This is a genomic window from Methyloglobulus morosus KoM1, from assembly GCF_000496735.2.
Classification (GTDB): Bacteria; Pseudomonadota; Gammaproteobacteria; order Methylococcales; family Methylomonadaceae; genus Methyloglobulus; species Methyloglobulus morosus.
Window position 1 is genome coordinate 1 of sequence record NZ_AYLO01000106.1, and the last position, 23,527, is coordinate 23,527.

Here is a 23,527-nt window from a genome sequence, read left to right on the forward strand (position 1 = left end):
ATTCCGATAATCTCCGGACACCAGTGACTTTTTATATTGATTAAGTTTTCAGAGGATTCAGTCAGACTTTATGGAGGCCAATACTTTTAACAGGCAATACTCTATGATCCAGTGGGTTTTATATTAAGTGCTGACGATCTATGAATCGATAAGGTGACAAGGATAATGGATATATTAAGATTTACAGGTCGGCGATCTGAACTTGATCAAATCATAGAACGTTGGTACCTTGCGGCAAACATCATGAACCCAAACCCGCAAATCGTAATCCTTAAAGGGGAGCGCGGGGTTGGTAAAACGCGCTTAGCATTTGAGTTTTATCGATGGCTTAGCGAAAACATCGATCAGCAAGACTCCACAGGATACTGGCCCGACGCTCTTGCAATTTATGAGAACACCTTAGATATAAATCCTCAGCCAAGATCATGCAATTTTCATTCAAATATTCCCTATCTTTGGTGGGGGCTCGCTGTTTCGAAAGACACAATCCCCCAATCCGACAGATACCTTGCCCCGCACCTTGCCATATTACTTGCTAATTCGATAAAGAGACGAAAGGGCATCGAGTTTGCTGTGGCACTTAGCCGTTTAGGAATAGATGTAGGGATGGATGTTCTTGCTGACTTAACTTATTTGAACCTTGCGAAACGAATAGGAGAGGCAGGAAAAGAGGTATTTGGTATTATCCGAGGAGGATTGTCCGAGGCATCTGTCGAGGAAGCCCTAAAACTTTCTTATAGTCGTTCAAACTCTATCATACAGAACTTGGAGTTAGTATTTGATCCTGAGAAAGACTATGCGGAGGTGCCCGGTGTAATTCTTATTGACGATGCCCAAGATGCTTCGAAGGATTCCGCACTGCTTTCTTTCGTGGAAACATTGTTTTATAAGGCCATTACAAGAAAGTGGCCACTGCTGATCTTAGTAACACATTGGAAGCGCGAATTGTTCCAAGAAGTTACGCCCCAAGAGTATTCATTTGCCGGAATTTTGCGACACGGCCTCTTAGGCAACACTTGGGAAAATGGCCCCGCCGCAGGTTTGCCAGGCGGCTATCTCAACTCCAGCAGTTTCCTAGAAATCAACCTAGGTCCTTTAATCGACCTTTCGGCCGCGATCAGCGAGAAACTACCTGGCCTGACTGACGAACAGTCTGCAAGTATTCATGAGGTGACTGGAGGAAACCCACGTTATCTTGAGCAAGTGATTCAGTTTGCGCGTGAACACGAAGGCTTCTTTGAGAACTACGATACCTCCAAAGCACTGACAATAGAAGGGTTCAGGGAAATCTTAGCCGAGACGAAAAGCCAAGATATCTTCAAGGTTGTTCGCAGGCGCTTGATAGACGCTCCCTTAGAGGTGAGGGAAGCTATTTGTCTAGCAAGCTTGCAAGGACTAAGATTCGCTAGTGATTTGGTTGACGCTATCGCCAATATCAAACTCGGTCGTAACATCCGATCAGCTTTGGAGAATGCAGAAGACCCGTATTCTTGGCTGGCTGGCACAAAGAGCCAATCAGCCGATGTTATCGGATCATTTGTGGAACGTTTGTTTCATCAAGTGGCTGAAGACGTTCGCCCCCACATGAAGACTCTCGGAACGGAAGCTGAGCTTCAAGTGACATTCCGAGACACGATCAGGAATCTAGTACAGGACTATGATTTCATCGCGTCTGATCGGCCTGAAACGCAACTTATTGCATATGGTATTGCTGCCGATCTGTTTGAGTCATCCTCTGAACCAACTGAACGCATGTTGGCGCAGTGGGCGTTAAGTCTTTTGGCAAAAGTGCACCTCTATAGGTTTTCTCTTGAAGCCGGATCAGCAGCTTACGAGAGGTTGCTTGAGATCGAAGAGCCAGATCGGCAAACAGGGCAGCGAGTCGATCTATTAAGGTTTCTATCTGCCACTTACTGGAAATTGAATTGGCACTCCAAGTGCTCATTCGCAATTAAAAGACGGATATACGAAGCGTTAAACTTAATCGGAGACCAAGGCCGCATCTTGGCTTTCGCGGGTGACAAAGATGGAGTTATGAGCCATTTCACAGAGTGGAAAGAAAAGACAATTTCGGCGTGGGAAAAGGAACCAGAGGCGAAAACACAATCTCAAATGGAAGCAGCCGCGAGAGAACTCTACCATGTTGCGCTTCTGATTCTCGTCCCTGCATTGCTTGAGATGAGTGAGCTTGCGCGAGCCTGGCAAGGCTTTGACTTCACCGAAGGTGACGACTCTGTCAGGAACGCCCCTTTCTTAATCACTTTAAAGTTGGAAGGAGGCAATATCGGCTCTGACGATGAAGTTATGTCCAATGAAATTGGCGATATATTATGTCGTCGGGCTTACAATTTGGGGGCTTTCATAAAGCCTGAATACGCCGAACGGGAACATTTTAAGCTTCTAGTCGATGAGATTGCTATGAGATTGAGTGACGAAGGAGAACGCGATCAGGCCATGGACGCGCTGAATCGCGCTTTGAACATTGCTAAAGATTTGGGTGATCTTGTTTCCCAAATCCAAGTCCTTGCTAATCTAGGAGTTGTGCATGGGCGAAAAGGAGATCGCGAACAATCGGAAAAAGTTCTGCTGGAGGCGGGGCGAATTTATAATGAAAACTATACCGGTGAAGCGTTCTCAGTCGTCGCGCTCTCGAATGATGAGGGCGTCGAACACCGAAGATCTGAGGCAGTTTCGGAATCGGATAAATCTCGAATTTTAGGGCATTTGGATATCCCTTTTCGGCTTGCGTCATTATTTGACCAGAACCCCGATGAAGCGGTCGGGCAGTTTAGACAGCTTGTGCGGATGGTAGGAAATATCGAGGCAAACTTAGGTCATAACGCTCACATCGCCGGTGAGTTTGAAAAGGCGGAAGACCGATACAAATACGCATTGAGCATTTTTGCTGATCTCAATAATGGCCCAGATATCGCGATGACCCTCACGAATCTGGCGATGGTTGCCGAACATTGTGGCAATAAACCTAAGGCATGCGATTACTGGCGTCAAAGTTTGTCTGTTTTCAAAAAACTGAAGACAGTCCACGCTGGTGATTTCACTGAAATTCGCTGGGACAATGCTATTCAAGATTTGGAAGCCAAAATTGAGGCGCCCATTTGTGGAAATCAATAAGTCGAGAAATTTACAGCCGATTACACTCGCAACATGTCAGGAAAAAAGCACTGCTTATTCTAGGCTCTACTTTTTGCTGTATGTGAAGTGAAGCATTCGTCAGATTGTTTTTTTATTGTAATTGCTGAATGACTACTTTCAAAGTGGACCAGCCGTTCACGTAAATTTTGCAACTGTCAGAAGTTGGCCGATCCTTTCCGGTCCAGATTTCATTAATTGTGAGATTTCATTAGGTTTTTGCCTTTACTTGTGAGATTTTTTGCGAAAACTGGAATCTCATAATTTGGGTAACCTATTGAAAATTATTGAAGCTCACTTTTCAATAATTATGAGAGCCGACAAATGGCTCTGTCCAAATCTGCAAAGTATCCGCTGACTCCTGGGGGATTGAATGCTTCCTGCTTTGATAAGCTTGTTCGGCTTCTTTGCGACTGAAGTTTTGCTCCCAAATATCATAGAGAAGCGCTTTTTGGCATCATAAAGCGAAAACAACGGAGGACAATCGTAACTTCAGGCAACTGCCATGATCGGGTTATGCGATTATTAAAATCATGTCAGCCTTATCAAGCCAAAGCTGTTCCACTGGGTGCAGTATTCCAGCAAAAATTGTTGGGTATCCAGCATAAGTGGGCTTATAGGCCGCTTTCATGAGAAATCGAAAAAGGGGTGTTGCTACAGGGGCTAATGGTTTCAAGCCATCGATGCGGTTGCTTCTTGTTTTTGGTATCAATATTGCTTTGCTTTATTTTTGATAGGTTCCACATATTCCCATTTTATATTTACCTTTCGTAAGGAGGTTTCATGCGTAGATCGACAAGCAGCGGAGTTTGCCTAATAATTTCAATGCTGGCAATTGCTTGCAGCGGGCCACAGCTGCAAAGTTTGCAACAGGGGGCTGATGCCTCACATCCAACGAATATTAAATCCATTGAGTTTTCCGGCACTGGTCGTTGGTATCAGTTTGGTCAGGCCCCTAATCCGGACTTGCCTTGGCCGCCATTTGATGTAAAAAGTTATACCGCTGACATTAATTACGACAATGTCAGTGCGAAAGTTAAAATTGCCCGCAGTCAGGTTATTGAACCCGGACGTGAGCGGCCGATGCCAGTCGAACAGCGGGTTGAGCAATTTATCAGCAGAAATAGGGCATGGAATATCGCTGCCACCGGTAATCAGCCAGCTGCGACAACCGCACAACCGGCGGCAGTTGAAGAGCGTGCAGCGGAAATTTGGGCAACCCCCCAAGGTTTCCTAAAAGCGACCTTGGCGAATAATGCCACCGCAAAAGACGTGGATGGCGGTAAGGAGGTTTCGTTTACGGTCGGCGGCAAGTATCAATATGTGGGATTCCTAAACGACAAACATCAATTGGAAAAAGTACAGACTTGGATCGACAATCCAGTGCTCGGCGATACGTTGGTCGAAACCCAATACAGCGATTACAAGGATTTTGGCGGAGTGCAGTTTCCTGGGCATATAGTCCGCAGCCAAGGCGGTTATCCGGTGCTGGACATTAATGTTTCGGAGGTCAAAATTAATCCGGTAATTGATATTGCCATCCCGCCCGAAGCCGCCAAAGTCCCTGAAGTGTCCGTAAAAGTGAATAAGCTGGCCAAAGGCGTTTACTATTTGACAGGAGGTACTCATCACAGTGTAGCTATCGAGCAGAAAGATCATGTGGTGTTGGTTGAAGCACCACAGAATGAAGCCCGTTCAGAGGCCGTCATTGCAAAAATCAGGGAGACAATTCCCAATAAGGCCATCAAATACCTGATTAACACCCACGCACATTTCGACCATTCCGGAGGCTTGCGTACTTTTGTTGATGAAGGGGCGACCATCGTGACGGTTGAGGCAAACCAACCCTACTATGAAAAGGTGTGGGCACAGCCCAGGACTATTAATCCCGACAGGTTGGCCAAGTCGCAAAAACAAGCCCATTTCGAAACATTTACCGATAAGTATGTGCTGACAGACGGCAAGCGTAAAATTGAACTCTATTCCATTGCAGGCAACGGCCATAATGACGCCTTCCTGCTGGCTTACCTGCCTAAAGAGAAAATCCTGGTGGAAGCCGATGCCTATACGCCGCCCGCGCCAAATGTACCGTTTCCGCCCAAGCCAAACCCTTATTCGGTTAATCTTTACCAGAATATCCAGAAACTCAATTTGGATGTAGAGAAGATTGCCGCCCTGCACGGTCCGCGCGTGGTCACGCTGGCCGACCTAAAAACCTTCATTGGCCAATCTTACGCCGCTAATTAATTGGCTCGCTCGGATCAAGGCGAAAGCGCAATACTTTCGTCTTGATCTATCTAGTCATTGACGGGCAAATCTAAGGGTTGAACGTCATTCCTAGAAAAGGACAAATCATGGAAGAGTCGTGCCTTGATGGAAGCCCATAATATGAATATATGTATATCTCATTGATATATAAATGCTATGCGTGATAATGTATTCGCATTGCCCTTTATTTACATGGCCGCTAATTTAATTCGGGGTACAGTATTCGCTGATGACATCTATAAAATGGTCAGCGTAGCGAGAGAGCTTGGCCTGTCCGACCCCAATTATTTGGCCGAATTCTGTTGTCGTTTGCGGACGTCGATTAAGAATTTCTAGCAAAGTGCTGTCATGAAAAATGACATAAGGAGGTACGTTTTGTTCGCGGGCGAGCTCGAGACGTTTGACTTTGAGTGCTTGCCATAACGGATCTTCGTTAGCTCCCGCGAAGGTCTCGCGTAGGCGCGAACCGCGCTCCGCTTTGCTGGTTTTAAGCTTAGTTGGTTTAGCATCGCACCGCAGCCACACCTTTTGCTGCCCTTTCAGTACAGGGCGTGCGGCTTGAGTGAGTTTCAACCTGCCATAAGATTCTATGTCTACAGTGAGTAACCCGATGGCAACAAGTTGACGATAGACGCTTCTCCATTGCTGCTGTGCTAATTCCTTGCCGATACCGAAGGTGCTGAGTTGATGGTGATGAAACTGTTCAATTTTTGCGGTCTCTTTGCCGAGTAGCACATCTATCTGGTGGGAGATGCCAAATCGTTGTCCTGTGCGATAGACACAGGACAACGCCATCTGCGCCGCTTGTGTTGCGTCCCAAGTTTCCACAGGAACGAGGCAATTGTCGCATTGACCGCAGTTACCGGGATGCTCCTCGCCGAAATAACGCACTACAGTTTGATGGCGACATTCGATAGATTCACAGTAACCCAACAGGGCATCCAGCTTTTGTAACTCAACTTGCTTGCGTTCATCCAATGCATTGCCGGACATTAGCATCTGGCGCATTGACACCACATCGGCCAAACTGTAAGTCATCCAGGCATTGGCTGGTAAGCCGTCACGCCCGGCCCTGCCAATTTCTTGGTAATATGCCTCGAGGCTTTTGGGTAAATCAAGATGGGCAACGAACCGCACGTTTGGTTTGTCTATACCCATACCGAAGGCAACGGTGGCAACCATAATGACGCCCTCCTCGCGCAAGAAGCGGTTCTGGTATTTACTGCGCTTGGCAGCGTCGAGCCCTGCATGATAAGGTAAGGCATCCCAGCCCTGTGCCTTCAGCCACTCAGCAGTATCTTCGACCTTATTTCGCGACAAGCAATATATGATGCCGGCATCGCCGGGATGCTCGGTTTCAAGGAAAGCTTTTAACTGCTGACGCACATTAGCTTTGAGTGTGATCCGATAACGGATGTTGGGACGGTCAAAGCTGGAGACGAATTGTTTCGCCTTTTCAAGCGCGAGCCGTTCGAGGATTTCGCGTCGCGTTGGTGAATCCGCCGTGGCAGTTAGCGCGATGCGCGGCACATTGGGGAAGCGTTCGTGCAACACCGTCAATGCGCGATATTCGGGGCGAAAATCATGTCCCCATTGGGATACGCAATGAGCTTCGTCTATAGCGAATAGCGCGATACCATTGTCTTTTTGTAAGCGTTCTAACAAGTTGAGGAAAGTATCGGTCATTAGCCGCTCAGGTGCGACATACAGTAGCTTTAATTCGTTACGCTGCAATTGCCGCAATACTTCACGGGCGGATTCGGCATCCAAACTAGAATTCAAAAACGCAGCTGAAACCCCTAGCTGTTTTAGAGTATCTACTTGATCCTGCATAAGCGCTATCAACGGTGAAATGACAATGCCGAGTCCGCGACGACATAGGGCAGGAATCTGGTAACAAAGCGACTTTCCGCCCCCAGTCGGCATTAATACCAAAGCATCGCCGCCACGCGTTACATGATCGATAACGCTTTCCTGATTGTCCCGAAAACTTGGAAAGCCGAATACGTCACGCAATATTTTATTTGGGGGATGGTCAGGCATCTTCAGTAGGTTTCTTGCCCCGCATTGGGTTGACATTTAAAGGAGGGAGGATGGGCAGTAAACGGATACCCTCCATAGTCAAGTCGAGTGTCTTCGCATCTGCCTCGACTAGTAAAGGGAACGCATGGTCGTGCTTCCTCAATTCTTTGATTTTTTCGCGGAGAGACTGATTGCAGTTACGTTGAATCAGCATAGTTTGACGTGGCAAAGCGGAATATCGGGTTTATAGACTTTGGCCCACTGCCGAATTCCGGCGATGGGACTAAGGGGGTATCGTGCCTTTTCGAGCGCTGAGGGGTCGCAACCTGCTTCCTTGTCCACAATGTTTTGTGGTATGACCGTATCCTTCCTAAGACGTTCTGGCTTATCCCGCTTCAGACGTTCAAAGGCCTTACGGAATGCCTCCTCTGTTCGACCACTCCTCGATTACCTATCCGGAACGCAAGTAGGTCAAGACCGGAAGKGGGCTTCCGGTCGCTTCTGCGCTTAGCGTTTCGGTGATGTCAAATAGAGTATGACAGAATGCGGTGGTCTGCTCAAGATTTTGCTTGTTAGGTTGGATTCCAAGTACGGTTCTCCTGCGGGATGGTACACGAATGAGCGACTTGCACTGTAGAGTAAACCTAAGTCACCATTAAGCAGCATCCTGACTTGATCTTGCATCAAGGCAATCAGTGGTGAAATGACGGTTCCCACGCCCAGCCTTATCAGTGCAGGAATCTGATAACATAAGGATTTTCCGATGTCGGTCGGCATGATAGCCATTAATCAGTGGATAATCGTTTGTTACCAACCGCAGAAACAGCCGTAACCAAAAGTCGTATTGGGCCATTCAAGCGCTTTTTGGTCGGGTGTTTCCATCGTGACGATTTGTTTCTTGAATGGGGCAATACCTTTATAATGGCGGAATTATACAGGACAGTAACATATAACCACACAATGGCATCTCATGAATAACACGCATTCCGCGCGTCTTGAACAACTTAAAGCAAACAACCAACAAGCATTAATTTGTGGAGGGCTCAAAGGGATAGAAAAAGAAAGCTTGCGGATTTCCAAAGACGGTACGATTAGCCAAGCCCCGCATCCCAAGGCACTGGGTTCAGCGCTGACCCACCCTTATATCACCACGGATTATTCCGAGGCGTTAATTGAGTTAATAACCCCGCCTTTTGCCGACATTAAAGAAACCATTGCGTATTTACAAGCTATCCACCAGTTTGTTTACCAGCATTTGGGCGATGAGATGTTGCTCTGCACCAGTATGCCGTGTGGGATTGAGAGTGATGAAAGCATACCGATTGCCGAATACGGCACCTCCAATGTCGGCAGGATGAAGCATGTTTACCGCCACGGCCTGTGGCATCGCTATGGGCGGACGATGCAGGCGATTGCCGGAATCCATTTCAATTTTTCCGTGCCGGAAGCGCTTTGGCCTGTGCTGCATGGCCAAGAAAATAGCGTGATGAACCTCGAGGATTTCAAGTCGGACGCTTATTTCGGGTTGGTCAGGAATTTTCAACGTCTCGGCTGGATTATCCTCTATTTATTCGGTGCGTCCCCCGCTATTTGCAAGAGTTTTTTCAATACCCGGCCACAGTTTAAAGCGCAATTTGAAGAATTCGACTATGGTACCTTGTACCATCCTTATGCGACTTCCTTACGGATGAGTGACATCGGTTACAAGAGCCTTAACCAAGCGGACCTTAGGATTAACTATAATTCGTTGCCTGAATATGTGTGCAGCTTAGGTAAGGCCATCACCACGCCTTTCCCTGAGTACGAGAAAATCGGCGTGGTGGTCGCTGGCGAATACCGCCAACTTAACGTCAATGTATTGCAAATCGAAAACGAGTTTTATAGCATTATCCGCCCCAAGCAGATTGCCCAATCGTGTGAAAAACCGACGGTGGCATTAAGGCGGCGTGGCGTGCGTTATGTGGAAATGCGTTCATTGGACTTGGATTTGTTCAACCCCATCGGCATCGACGAAGGCAAAGCCCGATTTGTTGAAGCCCTACTGCTTACGTGCTTGCTACAAGACAGCCCGCCAATGTCGGAAGTGGATTTTCAGACCAATAACCGCAACCAATTAACAGTGGCGAACTGTGGCCGCAAACCTGGGCTTCTTCTGGAACGGAATGGCAGTAAGCTCCCTTTGCAAGATTGGGCTTTTGAAATCCTGGAATCGATGCGCGAAGTCTGCGATATCTTGGATGGCAGTGACGTAAGCAAACCTTACGGCAACGCGTTATTGGCGCAACAGCAATTGGTGCAGGACCCCGATTTGACACCATCAGCGCGGATGTTGGAAGTTATGCGGGAAACCGACCAACCATTCAGCCGTTTCGCGGTGACAAAATCGGCGGAACATGCGGCTTGTTTCAAGGGTCACAGACCCGATGAAGCATTTGCTAAGCGGTTCAATGAACTGGCGCAAGAATCCCTGGACAAACAGTCGGAACTGGAAAACAAGTCGCAGTTGCCGTTTGATGAATTCTTGCATAATTACTTTACCCAGAAATGCGAAAATGACTGTTAATATCGAGCAATTACAATCCGAATTGGTAAGCAAAAACCCCCGGTTCATCCTGAAAAAGGCCCTGTCTTTGTACGATAACATCGCTGTATCCTTTAGCGGTGCGGAAGATGTCATCTTAATTGACATGGCACTCAGCATTAGGAAAGACATCCAGGTTTTCACCCTGGATACGGGCCGCTTACATCCCGAAACCTATCGTTTCATCGAAAAAGTCAGGAAGCATTATCAAATAGATATTGAGCTGCTAACGCCAAACTGGGAAGTATTGGATGGTTTCGTCAAGCGCAAAGGCTTGTTCAGCTTTTACGAAGACGGCCATCAAGAATGTTGCGGCATACGTAAAGTCGAACCGCTCAAACGGAAACTCACCCAGCTGGATGCCTGGATTACCGGTCAGCGGCGTGACCAGAGTGCGGAAACCCGACAAGACATTCCCGAAGTGCAGGTCGACAATGCGTTTTCTAGGCCAGACCATGAATTGGTTAAATTTAACCCCTTACTGAATTGGAAATCGGCCCAAGTTTGGGATTACATCGAAGCCAATCAAGTGCCTTATAACGAATTACATAATAAGGGCTACATCAGCATCGGCTGCGAACCCTGCACCCGCCCCGTTTTACCTAACCAGCACGAGAGGGCAGGGCGCTGGTGGTGGGAAGAAAGTACACAGAAGGAATGTGGTTTGCACGTCAGTGCGATCAAGTAATTTAGGAGAGTCCTGACAAGTTAGTTGGTTTTCCTTGTGGTTAGGTTATTCGGCGGCTTATTATCCATCATGAACGGGGTTGCCTTTCGGCGTTTGTGCTGAAGCCTTTAAGCCGTATCGAGCCCTTGGCAGAAACAAAAAACAGGCAATCACGATCGCCTATCCAGTTTCCTGTATCCAATGGCTTCGCTGAGATGGTTGACTCCAATGTGTTCTGATCCTGCCAAATCGGCAATAGTCCGAGCCAGTTTTAAAATGCGGTGATAGGCGCGGTGCGACAGGCCTAACCTGTCCATCGCTTGTTCCAATAATTGGTGGCCTTGTTCTGTTAACAGGCAAAGCTGTTTGACTTCTTTTGCGGTCAACGCAGAATTTGCCTTACCGCTCCTCGCCAATGCCCGATTACGCGCAGTCACTACTCGCGCCTTGATGCAGGCACTGGTTTCTTCACCTTGTGCCGAACCTTTACGTAACACTTCATGGGAAATCCGGGGAACGTCCAAGTGCATGTCGATACGATCCAGCAGTGGGCCTGATACCCTGGCACGATAGCGTATGACTTGTTCGGAGGTACAATGACACCTCCCCGATGAATCCCCCAGGTAACCGCAAGGACAGGGATTCATCGCTGCAATCAGTTGAAACCGCGCCGGGAAATCCACTTGTCGGGCGGCACGGCTTATGGTGATATGTCCGGTTTCCAACGGTTCGCGCAAGACTTCTAACACTTTGCGATCAAATTCGGGCAGTTCATCCAAAAATAAAGTACCGTTATGGGCCAAGGATATTTCGCCGGGTTTTGGATTGCTGCCACCACCCACCAGCGCAGGTGCAGACGCGGTATGGTGCGGGGCACGATAGGGCGGTTTCAACCAATTCGCCACGTTTACTTCCTGGTCACTAATGGAAGCAATTGCCGCGCTTTCCTGTGCCTGACTTTCGGTCAACGGGGGCAAAATCGTCGGCAATCTCGCGGCCAGCATCGATTTGCCCGTGCCTGGCGGCCCCAACATCAGTAAATTATGGGCACCAGCCGCCGCCACTTCAAATGCTCGTTTGACATGATATTGACCGTGGACATCCGCAAAATCTATGTCCGCTTCTGGCATAGGTTGGATAGCCGGATAATCAGGTTCAATCACCTGCCGGCCAGACAAATGGGCGCAGATTTCCAACAAGTGCACTGATGGGACTAACTCAATGCCCTTTACCAAGGCCGCTTCTGCGACGTTATCTTTTGGCAATATCAGCTTGCGATTATGGTTCCTAACTTGTATGGCAATCGGCAAGACGCCGCTAATCGGACGCAACTCGCCGCCTAAAGACAATTCGCCGACACATTCGTAGTGGTTAAGGTTTGTACAAGGGAGTTGCCCCGATGCCGCGAGAATACCCAAGGCAATGGCGAGGTCAAAGCGACCGCCTTCTTTGGGCAAGTCCGCAGGGGCTAGGTTCACGGTAATGCGCTGGGCAGGGAATTCAAATCGGGAATTTAAGATGGCACCGCGAACACGGTCTTTGCTTTCCTTAACGGCTGTCTCGGGCAGGCCGACTATCGACATCGAAGGCAAGCCGTTCGCCACATGGACTTCAACAGTGACTAACGGCGCTTCGATGCCGGAACGGCCTCGGCTGTAGATGACGGCTAGGGTCATGGGAGAGTTGCAAAGCTAAAGGCTCAAAAGGCCCAGCGCTTTTTCATTCCCCTTTCGTTTTGTGCCTTGCGCTTTTCGCCTTAGAAACCGACTCCACTTCCTCTTTTGCGAGAATTTGCTTTTCAATTTCAGCAACCCGTTGTTCCAAGGCTTCAAGTTTTTGGCGGGTTTTAGCCAGTACCGCTTTTTGTACCTCGAATTCCTCGCGGGTGACCAAATCAAGCCGCGCCAATGCACTTTGTAAAATGGCATGGAAATTCTTTTCCATATCCTCTTTCAAGTGGTTGAAGCTGGGTGGAATTGCGTTTGCCAAACGGTTAGCGATGTCGTCGATGGATTTGCTGTCAAACATATTAAATTCTCACTTTGTGAAGAAATAAAACAAACAATATCGGATAATTTGCATATCCACAACCCCAAGCTGCAAATGCTTCGCAAACGGCTGAAAATGTTCGTGACTAAACAGTCACCCTTTGCTGTTTTGGGTGCAGAATGTAGCGATAAGACAATCTACGCTTTTTCTGACGGTGATGCATTTTTTGTGAGAACCGGACATTTTCCGCTATGGCAATGCTATCGTTGGCCCGGCATACCGGAAACGGCCAAGCCCAAATCCCAGAAGCAAATCCAGTTTTGCGGGTTATCATGCCATTACCGTATCGGCAGGCATGGCATAGTTAAAGGGTGGAGCAAACCCAATTTCGCAAACCTGAAAACAATATTATCGTAATTGCTGGCTTGTTACGGTAGAATGGACGGCTGTGTTTTACCGCACTAAGCGCCCGTAGCTCAGCTGGATAGAGCGCAGCCCTCCGGAGGCTGAGGTCAGAGGTTCGAATCCTCTCGGGCGCGCCACCTGGCTGTTTCGCACAGTCCCCACACAATCTAAGTTATAACAAACCACTTAGCCTAAATGGTATGAAGTGCAAAAATCAGGGTCGGAGTTATGAAACTCGGCTTCTTCATTCAGGCCACTTGTTTCCATGCCCACGATTTGAGCGGCGATCAAGGTATCGTTTGCACCATCAGTTTTACTCATGCATCGACACCCACCAAACCAAGATGCTCCACAAAGGGCTGAAAATCTTTATCGCAAAACAGCAGTTGATGCCCACAAGCAATACAGAATTTGGCAATCATGCAATCAATGGTTTTCCTGATGGTGATGCCTTTTTTCGTAAGGAGTGATAATTCTCCGCTGCGGAAATGGCGTTCTGTTGTCCAGTATGTCGAAAACGGTCAAGTTCAACAAAATCGCTTTTGCTGTTTTGAAATCCTTGTTGAGTTGAAATCCCTGTAAGATTTTGGTGAGGATAATGTCGCCAATGGGGATAAGCCCAACGCCCAAAGCGAATCCAGCTTTACAGTATAAGGGTTATCAACGCCATTAAAGTAATCAATCCAGACGCTGCTATCGACCAGTATTATTGATCGGTTCTAAGATTATCTAGGTTGCCTTCCCAATGGAGCTTGCCTTTCAGCTCTTTTATAGTCGCCTGTTTTCTGAGGGTGATCAATGTCTTCAAACCCAGTTCAACCGTTTCTTTTTTGGTTTTAAGACCGGTCGCTTTTAAGGATTCTTGCATTAAGGTGTTGTCGATGACGACGTTGGTACGCATAGCCGCCCTCCAGATGTTTATGATACTTGTATATCCTACACAATTGGACTTGGCATTTGCGTATTCTGGTAGCCCGTATGAAGCACAGCGTAATACGGGAGTCGGAGTCACGAATTCCTGGATTCCGCAAGCTCCATCCAGGCTACTCGCTAAGTTCCTACAGAATTCACGAAACATGCATCCATTAGTAGACGCGCAAAAGGCGTAATTTCGATTTTTCCTCGCGGGAAAACAATAGTTTTATCATCAACAGTTTTGATGAGTTCGGAATATCGGATTTTTGCATCCTCTTCCAGAGGTTCATATATATTTTCTCCAACCATAAAAATATCTTGCCTGACTTGAAAAATGCCTAATCCCTCAAGATTACTAATGTAAGCGTGAACATTTTCCGGGTAATGAAGCTCCGTTAAACAAAATAAGCCAGGTATCATGGAATTTAGAGTTTGCCATTCATTCTTTTCTTTGTATTGCAGGCGCACTTCGATAAATGGAATTCCCGGCAGGTGCATAACAGATTTAAGCAATACCGCTTCGTCAGGTGAAATATTATTAATAATATTTACGAAGCTAGGATGAACGACATTTGCTTTTGGTGCTTGAGATGCTTTTACAAGAAGTTCGATATACATCTCACTTAGCTCATCATTAGTAACATAAGAAAGTTTTTCTGCTATTGGAACGCCTACTTCAGGAGGAATCTCGCATGTTTCCTCTATGGGAATATGTTTTATTTTATTGCGGTATTTTTCTAAGTTTGATTCCAGTGCAATTCTTGCTCTTTCGTTCAATAACGCTAAAGGCCATAAAATAGTATTCCCTAAGCCTATTATCGTACTAAGTGCTTTGCCCGCTTGTTGAACTCCAGGCTTTGCTAAATCGCCATAAACTTCTTTTAATATCGCTGGTGATTGAGCGATTTCTTCCAATAACCCCATCAATTTCCCCCTTGAAGCCTATAAGCCGGTTTAGAAAATCAGTTACGTAGGGTATGCACCGCATACCATATCCCAAGCCGAATAATTATATAGCATCAAAAGGTACGCAATGCATACACTACTACTTTATCGTAGCTCAGTTTCATGGTTTAAATGGCAAACGCCCTCTTCACAAACTCCGGCTGCGCCAACGCGCCTCTGTGAATATCAACATTGTAATATTCCGTTGCAAACGACTTATTGGCTGAATCCTGTTCCCTAAAACCATTCAACGCAGATTTGCTCGCCATCGTCGCGCTCCACCAGCCGGACGGGTAGATGCATTGGGGAAAATACAAGGTTTGCAGTGAGGTAAAACCTGCCGCAGACATGGCATTCCGCATGTCCTTTAACAATTCTAAATGCAGCAAGGGCGATTCGCTTTGTTGTACGAGTATGCCATTGTCGGTCAAACAAGCATGGCAACCACGATAAAACGCTTCGTTGAACAAGCCTTCGGCGGGGCCGACCGGATCGGTGCTATCGACGATGATGATGTCCACGGAATTAGGCGCGGCATCCTTAATCCATTTGATGCCATCGATAAACTTCAAATCCGCCCTGGGGTCGTTGTTGGATTCGCACAATTCTGGGAAATAAACTTCCGCCAAGCGGGTGACGCGCTCGTCGATGTCGATCTGTACGGCTTCTTCGACTGAGGGATGTTTTAACGCTTCCCGTAATGTGCCGCAATCGCCGCCGCCGATGATCCAGACTTTTTTGGGGTTGGGATGGGTGTACAAAGCCGGATGGCTCATCATCTCGTGGTAAAGGAAGTTGTCGCGGGTCGATACCATCGTGCAGCCGTCGAGTATCATCAAGTTACCGAACGTTTCGGTTTCGTAGATTTCATGGTGTTGAAATGGGGATTGCTCCTCGTGCAATTTACGCTTGATTTTCAAAGAAAAAGCTGACCCCGCGCCCGCATGTTCTTCGGTAAACCATTCTGATGGATTCATTTTTGGAATTCCTGGCAAATAAAATCACTATAATAACATTAAGGAATTGTCCCTTCATGTTTCTATAGGGAATGCCATTGTTATTTGGTTAAGGAAAAAGCCTCATAAATCTCCCTCATGCTAGCTTTCGTCTTCCCAGGATGGAAGAGGTGCGGCAACGGGTAGGGAATCTGTGCTGCCTCCCCCAAGGGAGAAGGGGCGGCCGCTTAAATCAAGACATAAAGATATTCAACGCACACGGAGTTTCATTTTGGACGAACTTAGAGCTAGCCCCTGGACGATTCTTCAATCCATCCAAACCTACGCGATCAACTTTTGGGGCGAAGGCTATTTTTCCATTAATGCTAAGGGCAACGTCTCGGTTAGGCCGGATTCCAACTTGGATACGGAATTGGATTTGTTTGAAATTGCCCAGTCTTTGGAGGAGAAACAACTGTCTTTTCCGGTTTTGGTACGTTTTACTGATATTTTGCAGGATCGGGTTAAACGTTTGAACCAAGCGTTCCAAAAAGCCTTTGCCAACCAGGGCTATCATGGAAAATACACGCCTATTTACCCTATCAAGGTTAACCAACAAGGCAAAGTCGTCGAAGGCATTCTGGCGTCTGAAAACATTGGCCTGGAAGCGGGCAGCAAGCCGGAATTGTTGGCGGTGATGGCCTTGTCGAAACCGGGCGGCACAGTTGTTTGTAACGGTTATAAGGACAGGGCGTATATCCGTTTGGCTTTAATCGGCTTAAAACTCGGTTTGCAAGTCTATTTGGTGATTGAAAAGCCGATTGAATTGGACATGATTATTGCCGAATCCGCAAAGTTGGGGATCACGCCTTTGGTCGGTGTCCGCGTTCGCCTCGCCAGTATCAGCGCAGGCAAATGGCAGAATACCGGAGGTGAAAAGTCCAAATTCGGCCTGCATGCCAACGAAGTCCTGCAACTGGTCGCCCGCCTGAAACAAGCGGACTTGCTGGATTGCCTGCAATTGATGCACTTCCACATGGGCTCGCAAATTGCCAATATCCATGATATCAAGGTGGCCCTGAAAGAAGTAGGGCAGTTCTATGCCGAGCTGCATCGCCTGGGTGCACCTATCAAGATTGTCGATGCAGGCGGCGGTTTGGGCGTCGATTATGATGGCAGCCGCTCACGGCGGGAATCCTCCATTAATTATAGCCTGGAGGAATACGCCCAAAACATCGTCCGCAGTTTTGCCGAAATTTGCTCCGAAAAACAATTGCCGCAGCCCGACATTGTGACCGAATCAGGTCGCGCCATCACTGCCCATCATGCCGTGTTAATTACCAATGTAACGGATATTGAATCGGTTTACAGCAACCCGTCCGATGCAAATCCTTTGCCTGTTGCGGTCAATTTGGTTGAAACCTATCATGATGCCCAATTTGATCTTAAGGATGCACAAGAGCAATTCTCCCAGGGTAAGCTCAGCATCAACAAGTTAGCGGCTATCGAAAATAGCTATGCCGTGCGTTGCCAACAGATTAAAAGTCGGTTGAATCCCAGTAACCAGAACGAAGCCGCCATCCTCAAAGAATTGAACGAGAAACTGGCGGATAAGATTTTCTGTAATTTCTCCTTGTTCCAATCCTTGCCGGATATTTGGGGTATAGACCAGATTTTCCCCATTATGCCTATTCACCGATTGAATGAGCAGCCGACGCGCCGCGCCGTCATACAGGATTTGACTTGCGATTCTGACGGACGTATCGACCAATACATAGACGGCCAGAATATTGCAAAAACCCTGCCCGTACACGAAATAGCCAGCAAACAACCCTATCTCATCGGCTTCTTTATGGTCGGGGCATACCAAGAAATCCTGGGCGATATGCATAACCTGTTCGGTGACACCCACTCCATCAACATTGAACTCGATGACCAAGGCTATCATTTTTATGACTTGCACGAAGGCGAACATGTCGGCGACCTACTCGATTACGTCCATATCAGCAGTGATGATTTACGGGTTGCTTACCGGAAAAAATTGGCGGACAGTACGCTCACAGACCAGCTAAGACTGGATTATGAAAAGGAACTGATGGCAGGTTTGACTTCGTATACCTATCTATCCAAGTGAGCGTAACACTTCTTTCTATAAGGTAAATGATGGTGCGTTAATGTTTGCCATATAGTATAGCTGTCATTTTTCCATATCGATTATCGGGAGGAAGTTCGTGAATAAAAACAAGAAAGCTTGGTTTGTGCGGATTCAGGAACTTCTCACGCTTGGTGCGTTTCTTCATCCTTTCGTAAGTCAACGACGATAGGCTTTGCTGTTTCATGGCTTGGCTACCCTGATATTACGTTGATAATAATTTTGGCAATTTGGGGTGACTTAATCAGAGATTCCTTAAATATCTCAGACTTTCCTTATTTAGCATTCCGTTGCCCTTATAATCGTGCCTTTTTAACGCCCAACGGTTTTGTATATCCAAGCCATGGCTCATGGTTAGCCCGATGAATATTAGTGTTAGCCTAGCCCTTTATTTCGACACTCTTGCGCTTCCCTTTATCCGCCTTGGGTATCGCCACCTTCAAGATACCGTCCTTAAACGACGCTTTGGCATTGTCAGAATCGACGTAATCGGGTAAGGACAGGGTGCGCTGGTATTCACCACGGGTGATTTCGCGGCGGAAGTATTTGCCTTCTTCCTTTTTCTCTTCCTTCCTAGAAGTCCGGATGGTGATGGCCTGATTGTTGATGGTCACATCCAGGTCTTCCTTCTTGACGCCCGGCAAAGCGGCTTGGACTTCTATTTCATTTTCATGGTCGATGATGTCAACTTTTGGGAAACTTTTTTCCAGGGTTCCCATCGCTGGCAAATTCCAGTCAAAAACTCGCGGCCAGCGGCGTAAGAGGAAGTCATCGAAAAAACTGTCGAATTCGTCGAATGAAATTAGGCCACCTGTTGATGGGGTGGGTGTCATTTCTTTTTTTTTGTCTTTGTCATTCATAAAATTCTCCATGATGGTTTCAGTAAATTTAAGCAAGTGACGCTTACAACTTGTTTCGCGTTTATCCGGTTTTCAATAATTAAAAACTGAATTCTTTTCCTGCCTCCAGCCAGTCGTCAAGCTCATATCCTGGTAAAAAGTTCCTATTTTTTGCCTTGTGATAAGCAATCTCCGCAACCCTTGCATCCCGGTCGGGCAAAAAGATAGGTTTGTTGAATTTTTTAGCCTTTTTACTTTGGGAATTACCTTCGGCTTTTATTTTTTTGATGGTTTTACTCATAGTCTTCTCCACCCAGTAACGAAAAGTTGCCGGCCATTGTCAACTTGCGGATTCACTTTTAAATGTAAAAAATGCAGGCACGCCCAGCGCCTGTAGCCAAGAGTTGACAAGGAGTTCAGCTAATTTCATATCAATGCGACCGGTTAAAAACATGACTGCTTGGAAGCCCTACCTACGTGAAATTACTTGAGGATTATGGCTTTCATTCAAGAGACAATCCTGTTCAGCCTCTAGCCAATCGTCCTGCTCATGCCCAGGCGCGAACCCCCTCTGTTCGGCTTTAAAGTAAGCCAATTCGGCAATCCTTGCTTCCAGGCTAAGTGTTGGGCCCGGATCATCATTCTGGCAATTCATATCTTTTACTTTTTTGGCCATGTTCCACCTCGTATGGTTGACGGTTTTTACACCCCAAATATCCCCCCCTTCAAGCATTAAACAAATGCCGCTCGGCTTCTGGCTGTGCCTTATAAAGCCTTAACAATTTAACGCCGTTTAGTTTCTATGTTTTTGGGGTAGGGGGCAATGGCCAATAATCAGTCATTAATGGGTATTTAAAGGATACATAAAATATCCATTCCAATGATGTCACTTGGCAGTAATTACACAACATGACCGTCGGTATGCAACGAAGTAAAACCGTATCGAAGGCTGAGCGCTTTCGAATACAAAGCTTCCTGTCGCCAACGAAAAACTGTTCACAAGACACGCTTTTATTCTCCTCAATTTGGGCAATGGGTGACAGCCCACTTAAATGATGTGCAGGTTATAAACGGCCTTGAAAAACAGGGCTCGGATGGATATTTTTTATATCTATTTTGTACCTACTAATACCCTATTTTGGTTACTTGCCCGACCTACACCCAAATGTAAAGATTTTATCTTATTGATAGGGGATAACCAACCCTGTTATCGCCCTTGTTTAGGCATTAATGAATCATCCAAGCCCAAAAGGCAGTTGGCGGTGGATGGCATACGAAACCAATGCCGGAGAATTCAATTGCTTGGCAACCCAAGAACGGCAAACTGCGGAGAGCATGATGAGATCAATATTTCGCAAAGTAGATTGTGTCCATTGCAAATTTTCTAGGGCTTGCCTACCATTTGGATTAACACCAGAAGAGGTCGGCCATCTCGAAACCATTGTCAAGCGTAAACGCCCGATAAACTCCGATGAGTATTTGTTTCGGCAAGAAGACCACAGCAATAGCCTGTTTATAGTGAAATCGGGATCGTTCCGTAGTTTTATCTGGGATATTGACGGCGGCGAGCAAACCATTGGCTTTTATTTGCCCGGCGAGTTTATTGGCTTGGATGCCTTACGGCAAGGCGGTCGGCACCATTGCTCCGCCGTTGCCCTGGAAACGGCTTCGGTGTGCGAACTGCCGATTAATCGGCTCAACGAATTAAGCGCCAAAATTCCAAAGTTACAGTCCCAATTCTTGCGCATCATCGGTTCACAGATAGTGTCCGACCAAGTCACTATCGTCCTTCTGGGAAACCGGTCGGCTACCGTAAAAGTGGCGGCCTTCCTGCTGGCCATGTCCAGGCGGTACAAGGCTTTGGGCTATTCGGGCACAGAATTTAACCTGACCATGCCGCGCCACAATATCGCCAATTTCTTGGGCTTATCAATAGAAACGGTCAGCCGCCAATTGGGGAGCTTAAGCAATAGCGGTGCCGTCAGCATTAAAAACCGGGGAGTCCAAATTAAAAACTTGACATTGTTGGAAGCAATTGTTGAGCCAGGGTTGACCAACCAATATTCATGCGCCAATTATTGATTGGCTTTTTGGCGTATCAATCCTGGCCAGTGGCCGTATCGATGTTTTATGGGTTTTTGTGTAGAACGGCTGCGTCCACTTCAAAATTAACGTTTCATTGGCGTGTTACATACGCGGGCCCCTCTGCCTTGGGGGGTTAACCATCCCATAACAAATTATGGGTATAGTCCATATTCATATTGGTGCAATATTGAAGTATTATGGTCAAGCCCAAAGCCCAACTGTACAACTTTATCGAAATAACTTTGTTTTCTGGGCCAGGTATTGTGGAGCGTAATTGACCCAACTCAATCCGAATAAGCGTAAAATCCTTATGGCACCTAAAAGCCCAGCCCTAGGTCGGGATTGGTACGTCTGCGGGCGGCGTGGAGGATTTTGGGCAATTTTTTCGTCATGCCTCGGGAGACAGCGGCATGGCCTTTGTGCCGATACCGCACCTGGAGCCGAGCCACACCAGCATCCTCCCGAAATCCTGCAACGCACCACCACCATGCCTGTGATAGAGGCTCTAGACCCAATTCCGGACGAGCCCGGCACCGGGTATGTCATCCCGCCCAACCGCGATACGGCAATCTTCCACGGTGTTTTGCAGCTTACCGTAAGCTGTTGTTGAATGGCCGTCGCATCGTTGGCTTGATCGGGCAGCCGCAGATGACACTGCTTTCGATGGAGGCCATTTTATGAACGACTATATAAACGAGATTAACCAATGGTTAAATGCGTTGCGGGACAAGGCGGAGGAACAACTCAACTGCGACGTATCGGCCAACAAGTCGATCCCAATTCCGGTCGGTCTCCTGCACGAGTTGCGTATGCACCAAATCGAACTGGAGATGCAGAACGAAGAATTGCGCCGAGCACAAGCGGCCCTTGAAACATACGAGGCCCATTATGTTGACCTGTACGACTTCGCCCCGGTCGGTTATCTCACCCTCAACGCCGAAGGCATAGTCACCGAAATCAACCTTACCGCCGCCAAGCTGCTCGGTATGGAACGCAGTGACATTATAAACCGGCGCTTTGAGAGGTTTGTCACCGATAACTACAAGGGCCTCTGGTGCCGTCACTTTCTCCATGCCAAGCAAATGGGCGTTGCCCATGGTTGTGAATTGCCTTTCCAGTCGAAAATTGGCGTCATCTTGTACTACCACCTCGATTGCCTTTACCTTGACAAGGACGGTGAGCTCCCGTTTATGCGTATCACGCTCAGCGATGTCACCCAACGCAAGCAAGCCGAGGAAGCGCTCCGCATTGCTGCCGTCGCCTTCGAAACCCATGACTGCATTGTCATTACCGATTCCAACCGGATCATCTTGCGCGTGAACCAAGCTTTCACCCGGATAACCGGCTACAGTCCCGAAGACGTTATCGGCCAGACACCCTACCTGCTTCGTTCCCAGCTGCACGGCGAGGATTTCTACGAGTCGATCTGGGAATCCGTAAATCGCGATGGCTTTTGGCAGGGTGAAGTCTGGGATAAGCGCAAGAACGGCGAGGTATTCCTGATATGGCTCTCTATTACCGCAGTCGCTGACACGGATGGGCAGATCAGTCATTATGTCGGCTTGTTCATGGACGTGACCGGACGCAAGCAGGCCGAGGAAGCACTGCGCATAGCCGCTGTTGCCTTTGAAACGCAAGCAGGGATCATCATAACCGATGCCAACGAGACTATCTTACGCGTCAACAAGGCGTTCACCCGTATCACTGGCTACAGTGCCGAAGAAGTGGTCGGCAACACCCCGACAATCCTCCGTTCCGGCATCCATCCACAGGACTTTTTTGAAGCCCTGTGGGCGACTGTTAACGGCGACGGTCACTGGGAAGGCGAAATATGGGACAAGCATAAAAATGGCACCGTGTTCCCGTTATGGCAATCCATTACCGCAGTCACCGACCCGGGCGGGAATATTACCCATTATGTCGGCTCGTTCACGGACATTACGGCACAAAAGCAGGCCGAAAAGGTGTTGCTTGAAGCGAGGGGCCGCCTGCAAAACGAAGTGCTGACCACGCAAGAAGAGCTTGAGAAGCACAAGCAGGAAACTGCCGAGGTCAACACGACCTTGAACATACTCCTGAAACACCGGGAGGCGGACAAGACCGAAGCCCAAATCGCACTCTCAAATGAAATCAACGCCACTGTCATGCCTTTGATAAAAAGCTTGAAAGGGTTGGCCGGGAGGCAAGGCGATGCTGGCCGCTTGGTCACTATCCTTGAGGGCAACCTCGAACTGTTGATGAAATCCTATGGTCACGCTGCCAACCTGTCCGTCGCCTACCATAAGCTGACCCCTATCGAAATCCAAGTGGCATCGATGATAAGGCAAGGGCAACCCACCAAGGTAATCGCACAAGCCTTAAACATCGCGCCAGGGACCGTCAGTATCCACCGCAAACATATCCGCAAGAAATTCGGGCTGGACGGAAAAAGCGACAATCTTTCTGTCTATTTGCAGGGATTGGGTGAGTAATACCAATCCCAATAAGTATTAATATTATGAACATAGGGTTATAATCATAATTTAATCTGATTACCAATAAGCTTCAGCCAATTTTAGCAGCCGCCCTGGCATT

21 protein-coding genes and 1 tRNA gene are annotated in these 23,527 nt (G+C 47.5%); 10 read left to right on the plus strand and 12 right to left on the minus strand.

The window, feature by feature from the left end:
* Nucleotides 1–165: 165 nt before the first annotated feature.
* Together MGMO_RS13695 and MGMO_RS13705 are read left to right on the plus strand one after the other, a co-directional pair.
* Complete coding sequence (locus MGMO_RS13695) at nucleotides 166–3,132, plus strand: tetratricopeptide repeat protein (protein ID WP_023495650.1); 2,967 nt, start codon at nucleotides 166–168, stop codon at nucleotides 3,130–3,132.
* Nucleotides 3,133–3,933: 801 nt separating this feature from the next.
* On the plus strand, nucleotides 3,934–5,397 hold the full coding sequence (locus MGMO_RS13705) for an MBL fold metallo-hydrolase (protein WP_023495651.1): 1,464 nt from the start codon (nucleotides 3,934–3,936) through the stop codon (nucleotides 5,395–5,397).
* A gap of 225 nt (nucleotides 5,398–5,622) precedes the next feature.
* Here the strand turns inward: MGMO_RS13705 and recQ are convergent, their stop codons facing one another.
* The 3 genes from recQ to MGMO_RS21150 form a co-directional block, all read right to left on the minus strand.
* Nucleotides 5,623–7,461, minus strand: a complete 1,839-nt coding sequence (gene recQ / locus MGMO_RS13710) for a DNA helicase RecQ (RefSeq protein ID WP_023495652.1) — start codon at nucleotides 7,459–7,461, stop codon at nucleotides 5,623–5,625.
* Nucleotides 7,454–7,669 (minus strand): hypothetical protein, encoded by a 216-nt coding sequence (locus MGMO_RS20360; protein WP_235557291.1) that lies wholly within the window; start codon nucleotides 7,667–7,669, stop codon nucleotides 7,454–7,456. Before MGMO_RS20360 ends, recQ begins: the two co-directional genes overlap by 8 nt.
* Before the next feature lie 278 nt (nucleotides 7,670–7,947).
* Nucleotides 7,948–8,226, minus strand: a complete 279-nt coding sequence (locus tag MGMO_RS21150; protein WP_023495654.1) for a DEAD/DEAH box helicase family protein — start codon at nucleotides 8,224–8,226, stop codon at nucleotides 7,948–7,950.
* 184 nt (nucleotides 8,227–8,410) lie between these two features.
* Here MGMO_RS21150 and gshA point away from each other — a divergent pair, with 184 nt between their 5' ends.
* Nucleotides 8,411–10,003, plus strand: a complete 1,593-nt coding sequence (gshA, locus tag MGMO_RS13725; protein ID WP_023495655.1) for a glutamate--cysteine ligase — start codon at nucleotides 8,411–8,413, stop codon at nucleotides 10,001–10,003.
* Entirely contained in the window at nucleotides 9,993–10,709 is a 717-nt protein-coding gene (locus MGMO_RS13730; RefSeq protein ID WP_023495656.1) for a phosphoadenylyl-sulfate reductase, read from the plus strand. The genes gshA and MGMO_RS13730 overlap by 11 nt, the downstream gene beginning before the upstream one ends.
* Before the next feature lie 149 nt (nucleotides 10,710–10,858).
* On the opposite strand, the gene MGMO_RS13735 is transcribed toward MGMO_RS13730, so the two are convergent.
* The gene (locus MGMO_RS13735) at nucleotides 10,859–12,364 is read right to left on the minus strand and encodes a YifB family Mg chelatase-like AAA ATPase (protein ID WP_023495657.1); all 1,506 of its coding nucleotides are present in this window, start codon (nucleotides 12,362–12,364) and stop codon (nucleotides 10,859–10,861) included.
* A 43-nt stretch (nucleotides 12,365–12,407) separates the two neighbouring features.
* On the minus strand, nucleotides 12,408–12,716 hold the full coding sequence (gene ubiK, locus MGMO_RS13740) for a ubiquinone biosynthesis accessory factor UbiK (protein WP_023495658.1): 309 nt from the start codon (nucleotides 12,714–12,716) through the stop codon (nucleotides 12,408–12,410).
* Between the two features lie 102 nt (nucleotides 12,717–12,818).
* Between ubiK and MGMO_RS13745 the strand changes: the two genes are divergently transcribed.
* Nucleotides 12,819–13,094, plus strand: coding sequence for a hypothetical protein (locus MGMO_RS13745; protein WP_152976370.1), 276 nt, complete (start codon nucleotides 12,819–12,821; stop codon nucleotides 13,092–13,094).
* Nucleotides 13,095–13,142: 48 nt separating this feature from the next.
* A tRNA-Arg gene (locus tag MGMO_RS13750) sits at nucleotides 13,143–13,219 on the plus strand.
* A 49-nt stretch (nucleotides 13,220–13,268) separates the two neighbouring features.
* Here MGMO_RS13750 and MGMO_RS20890 read toward each other — a convergent pair.
* The 4 genes from MGMO_RS20890 to speE all read right to left on the minus strand — a co-directional run bounded on the left by MGMO_RS20890 (nucleotide 13,269) and on the right by speE (nucleotide 15,919).
* Nucleotides 13,269–13,403, minus strand: coding sequence for a hypothetical protein (locus tag MGMO_RS20890; protein ID WP_023495659.1), 135 nt, complete (start codon nucleotides 13,401–13,403; stop codon nucleotides 13,269–13,271).
* Between the two features lie 385 nt (nucleotides 13,404–13,788).
* Nucleotides 13,789–13,983 carry a type II toxin-antitoxin system VapB family antitoxin gene (locus MGMO_RS13760; protein ID WP_023495660.1) on the minus strand — a complete coding sequence of 65 codons (195 nt, stop codon included), beginning with the start codon at nucleotides 13,981–13,983 and terminating at the stop codon, nucleotides 13,789–13,791.
* A 149-nt stretch (nucleotides 13,984–14,132) separates the two neighbouring features.
* Nucleotides 14,133–14,921, minus strand: coding sequence for a DUF4393 domain-containing protein (locus tag MGMO_RS13765; protein ID WP_023495661.1), 789 nt, complete (start codon nucleotides 14,919–14,921; stop codon nucleotides 14,133–14,135).
* 149 nt (nucleotides 14,922–15,070) lie between these two features.
* Nucleotides 15,071–15,919 carry a polyamine aminopropyltransferase gene (gene speE / locus MGMO_RS13770; RefSeq protein ID WP_023495662.1) on the minus strand — a complete coding sequence of 283 codons (849 nt, stop codon included), beginning with the start codon at nucleotides 15,917–15,919 and terminating at the stop codon, nucleotides 15,071–15,073.
* 250 nt (nucleotides 15,920–16,169) lie between these two features.
* On the opposite strand from speE, the gene speA reads away from it, so the two are divergent.
* A complete protein-coding gene (speA, locus tag MGMO_RS13775) occupies nucleotides 16,170–18,011 on the plus strand; it encodes a biosynthetic arginine decarboxylase (RefSeq protein WP_023495663.1) in 1,842 nt (613 codons plus the stop codon).
* Between the two features lie 398 nt (nucleotides 18,012–18,409).
* Here the strand turns inward: speA and MGMO_RS13780 are convergent, their stop codons facing one another.
* From MGMO_RS13780 to MGMO_RS13790, 3 genes are all read right to left on the minus strand, one after another.
* A complete protein-coding gene (locus MGMO_RS13780; protein WP_023495664.1) occupies nucleotides 18,410–18,889 on the minus strand; it encodes an Hsp20/alpha crystallin family protein in 480 nt (159 codons plus the stop codon).
* 79 nt (nucleotides 18,890–18,968) lie between these two features.
* Nucleotides 18,969–19,169: a DUF2934 domain-containing protein gene (locus tag MGMO_RS13785; RefSeq protein WP_023495665.1), complete on the minus strand. Its 201-nt coding sequence runs from the start codon at nucleotides 19,167–19,169 to the stop codon at nucleotides 18,969–18,971.
* Between the two features lie 168 nt (nucleotides 19,170–19,337).
* A complete protein-coding gene (locus MGMO_RS13790; RefSeq protein ID WP_023495666.1) occupies nucleotides 19,338–19,544 on the minus strand; it encodes a DUF2934 domain-containing protein in 207 nt (68 codons plus the stop codon).
* 554 nt (nucleotides 19,545–20,098) lie between these two features.
* Here MGMO_RS13790 and MGMO_RS13795 point away from each other — a divergent pair.
* The 3 genes from MGMO_RS13795 to MGMO_RS13800 all read left to right on the plus strand — a co-directional run bounded on the left by MGMO_RS13795 (nucleotide 20,099) and on the right by MGMO_RS13800 (nucleotide 23,424).
* Complete coding sequence (locus tag MGMO_RS13795) at nucleotides 20,099–20,950, plus strand: cyclic nucleotide-binding domain-containing protein (protein WP_023495667.1); 852 nt, start codon at nucleotides 20,099–20,101, stop codon at nucleotides 20,948–20,950.
* 277 nt (nucleotides 20,951–21,227) lie between these two features.
* Nucleotides 21,228–21,563: a hypothetical protein gene (locus MGMO_RS21265; protein WP_456152402.1), complete on the plus strand. Its 336-nt coding sequence runs from the start codon at nucleotides 21,228–21,230 to the stop codon at nucleotides 21,561–21,563.
* A gap of 67 nt (nucleotides 21,564–21,630) precedes the next feature.
* Complete coding sequence (locus tag MGMO_RS13800; protein ID WP_023495668.1) at nucleotides 21,631–23,424, plus strand: PAS domain S-box protein; 1,794 nt, start codon at nucleotides 21,631–21,633, stop codon at nucleotides 23,422–23,424.
* Nucleotides 23,425–23,527: the final 103 nt, after the last annotated feature.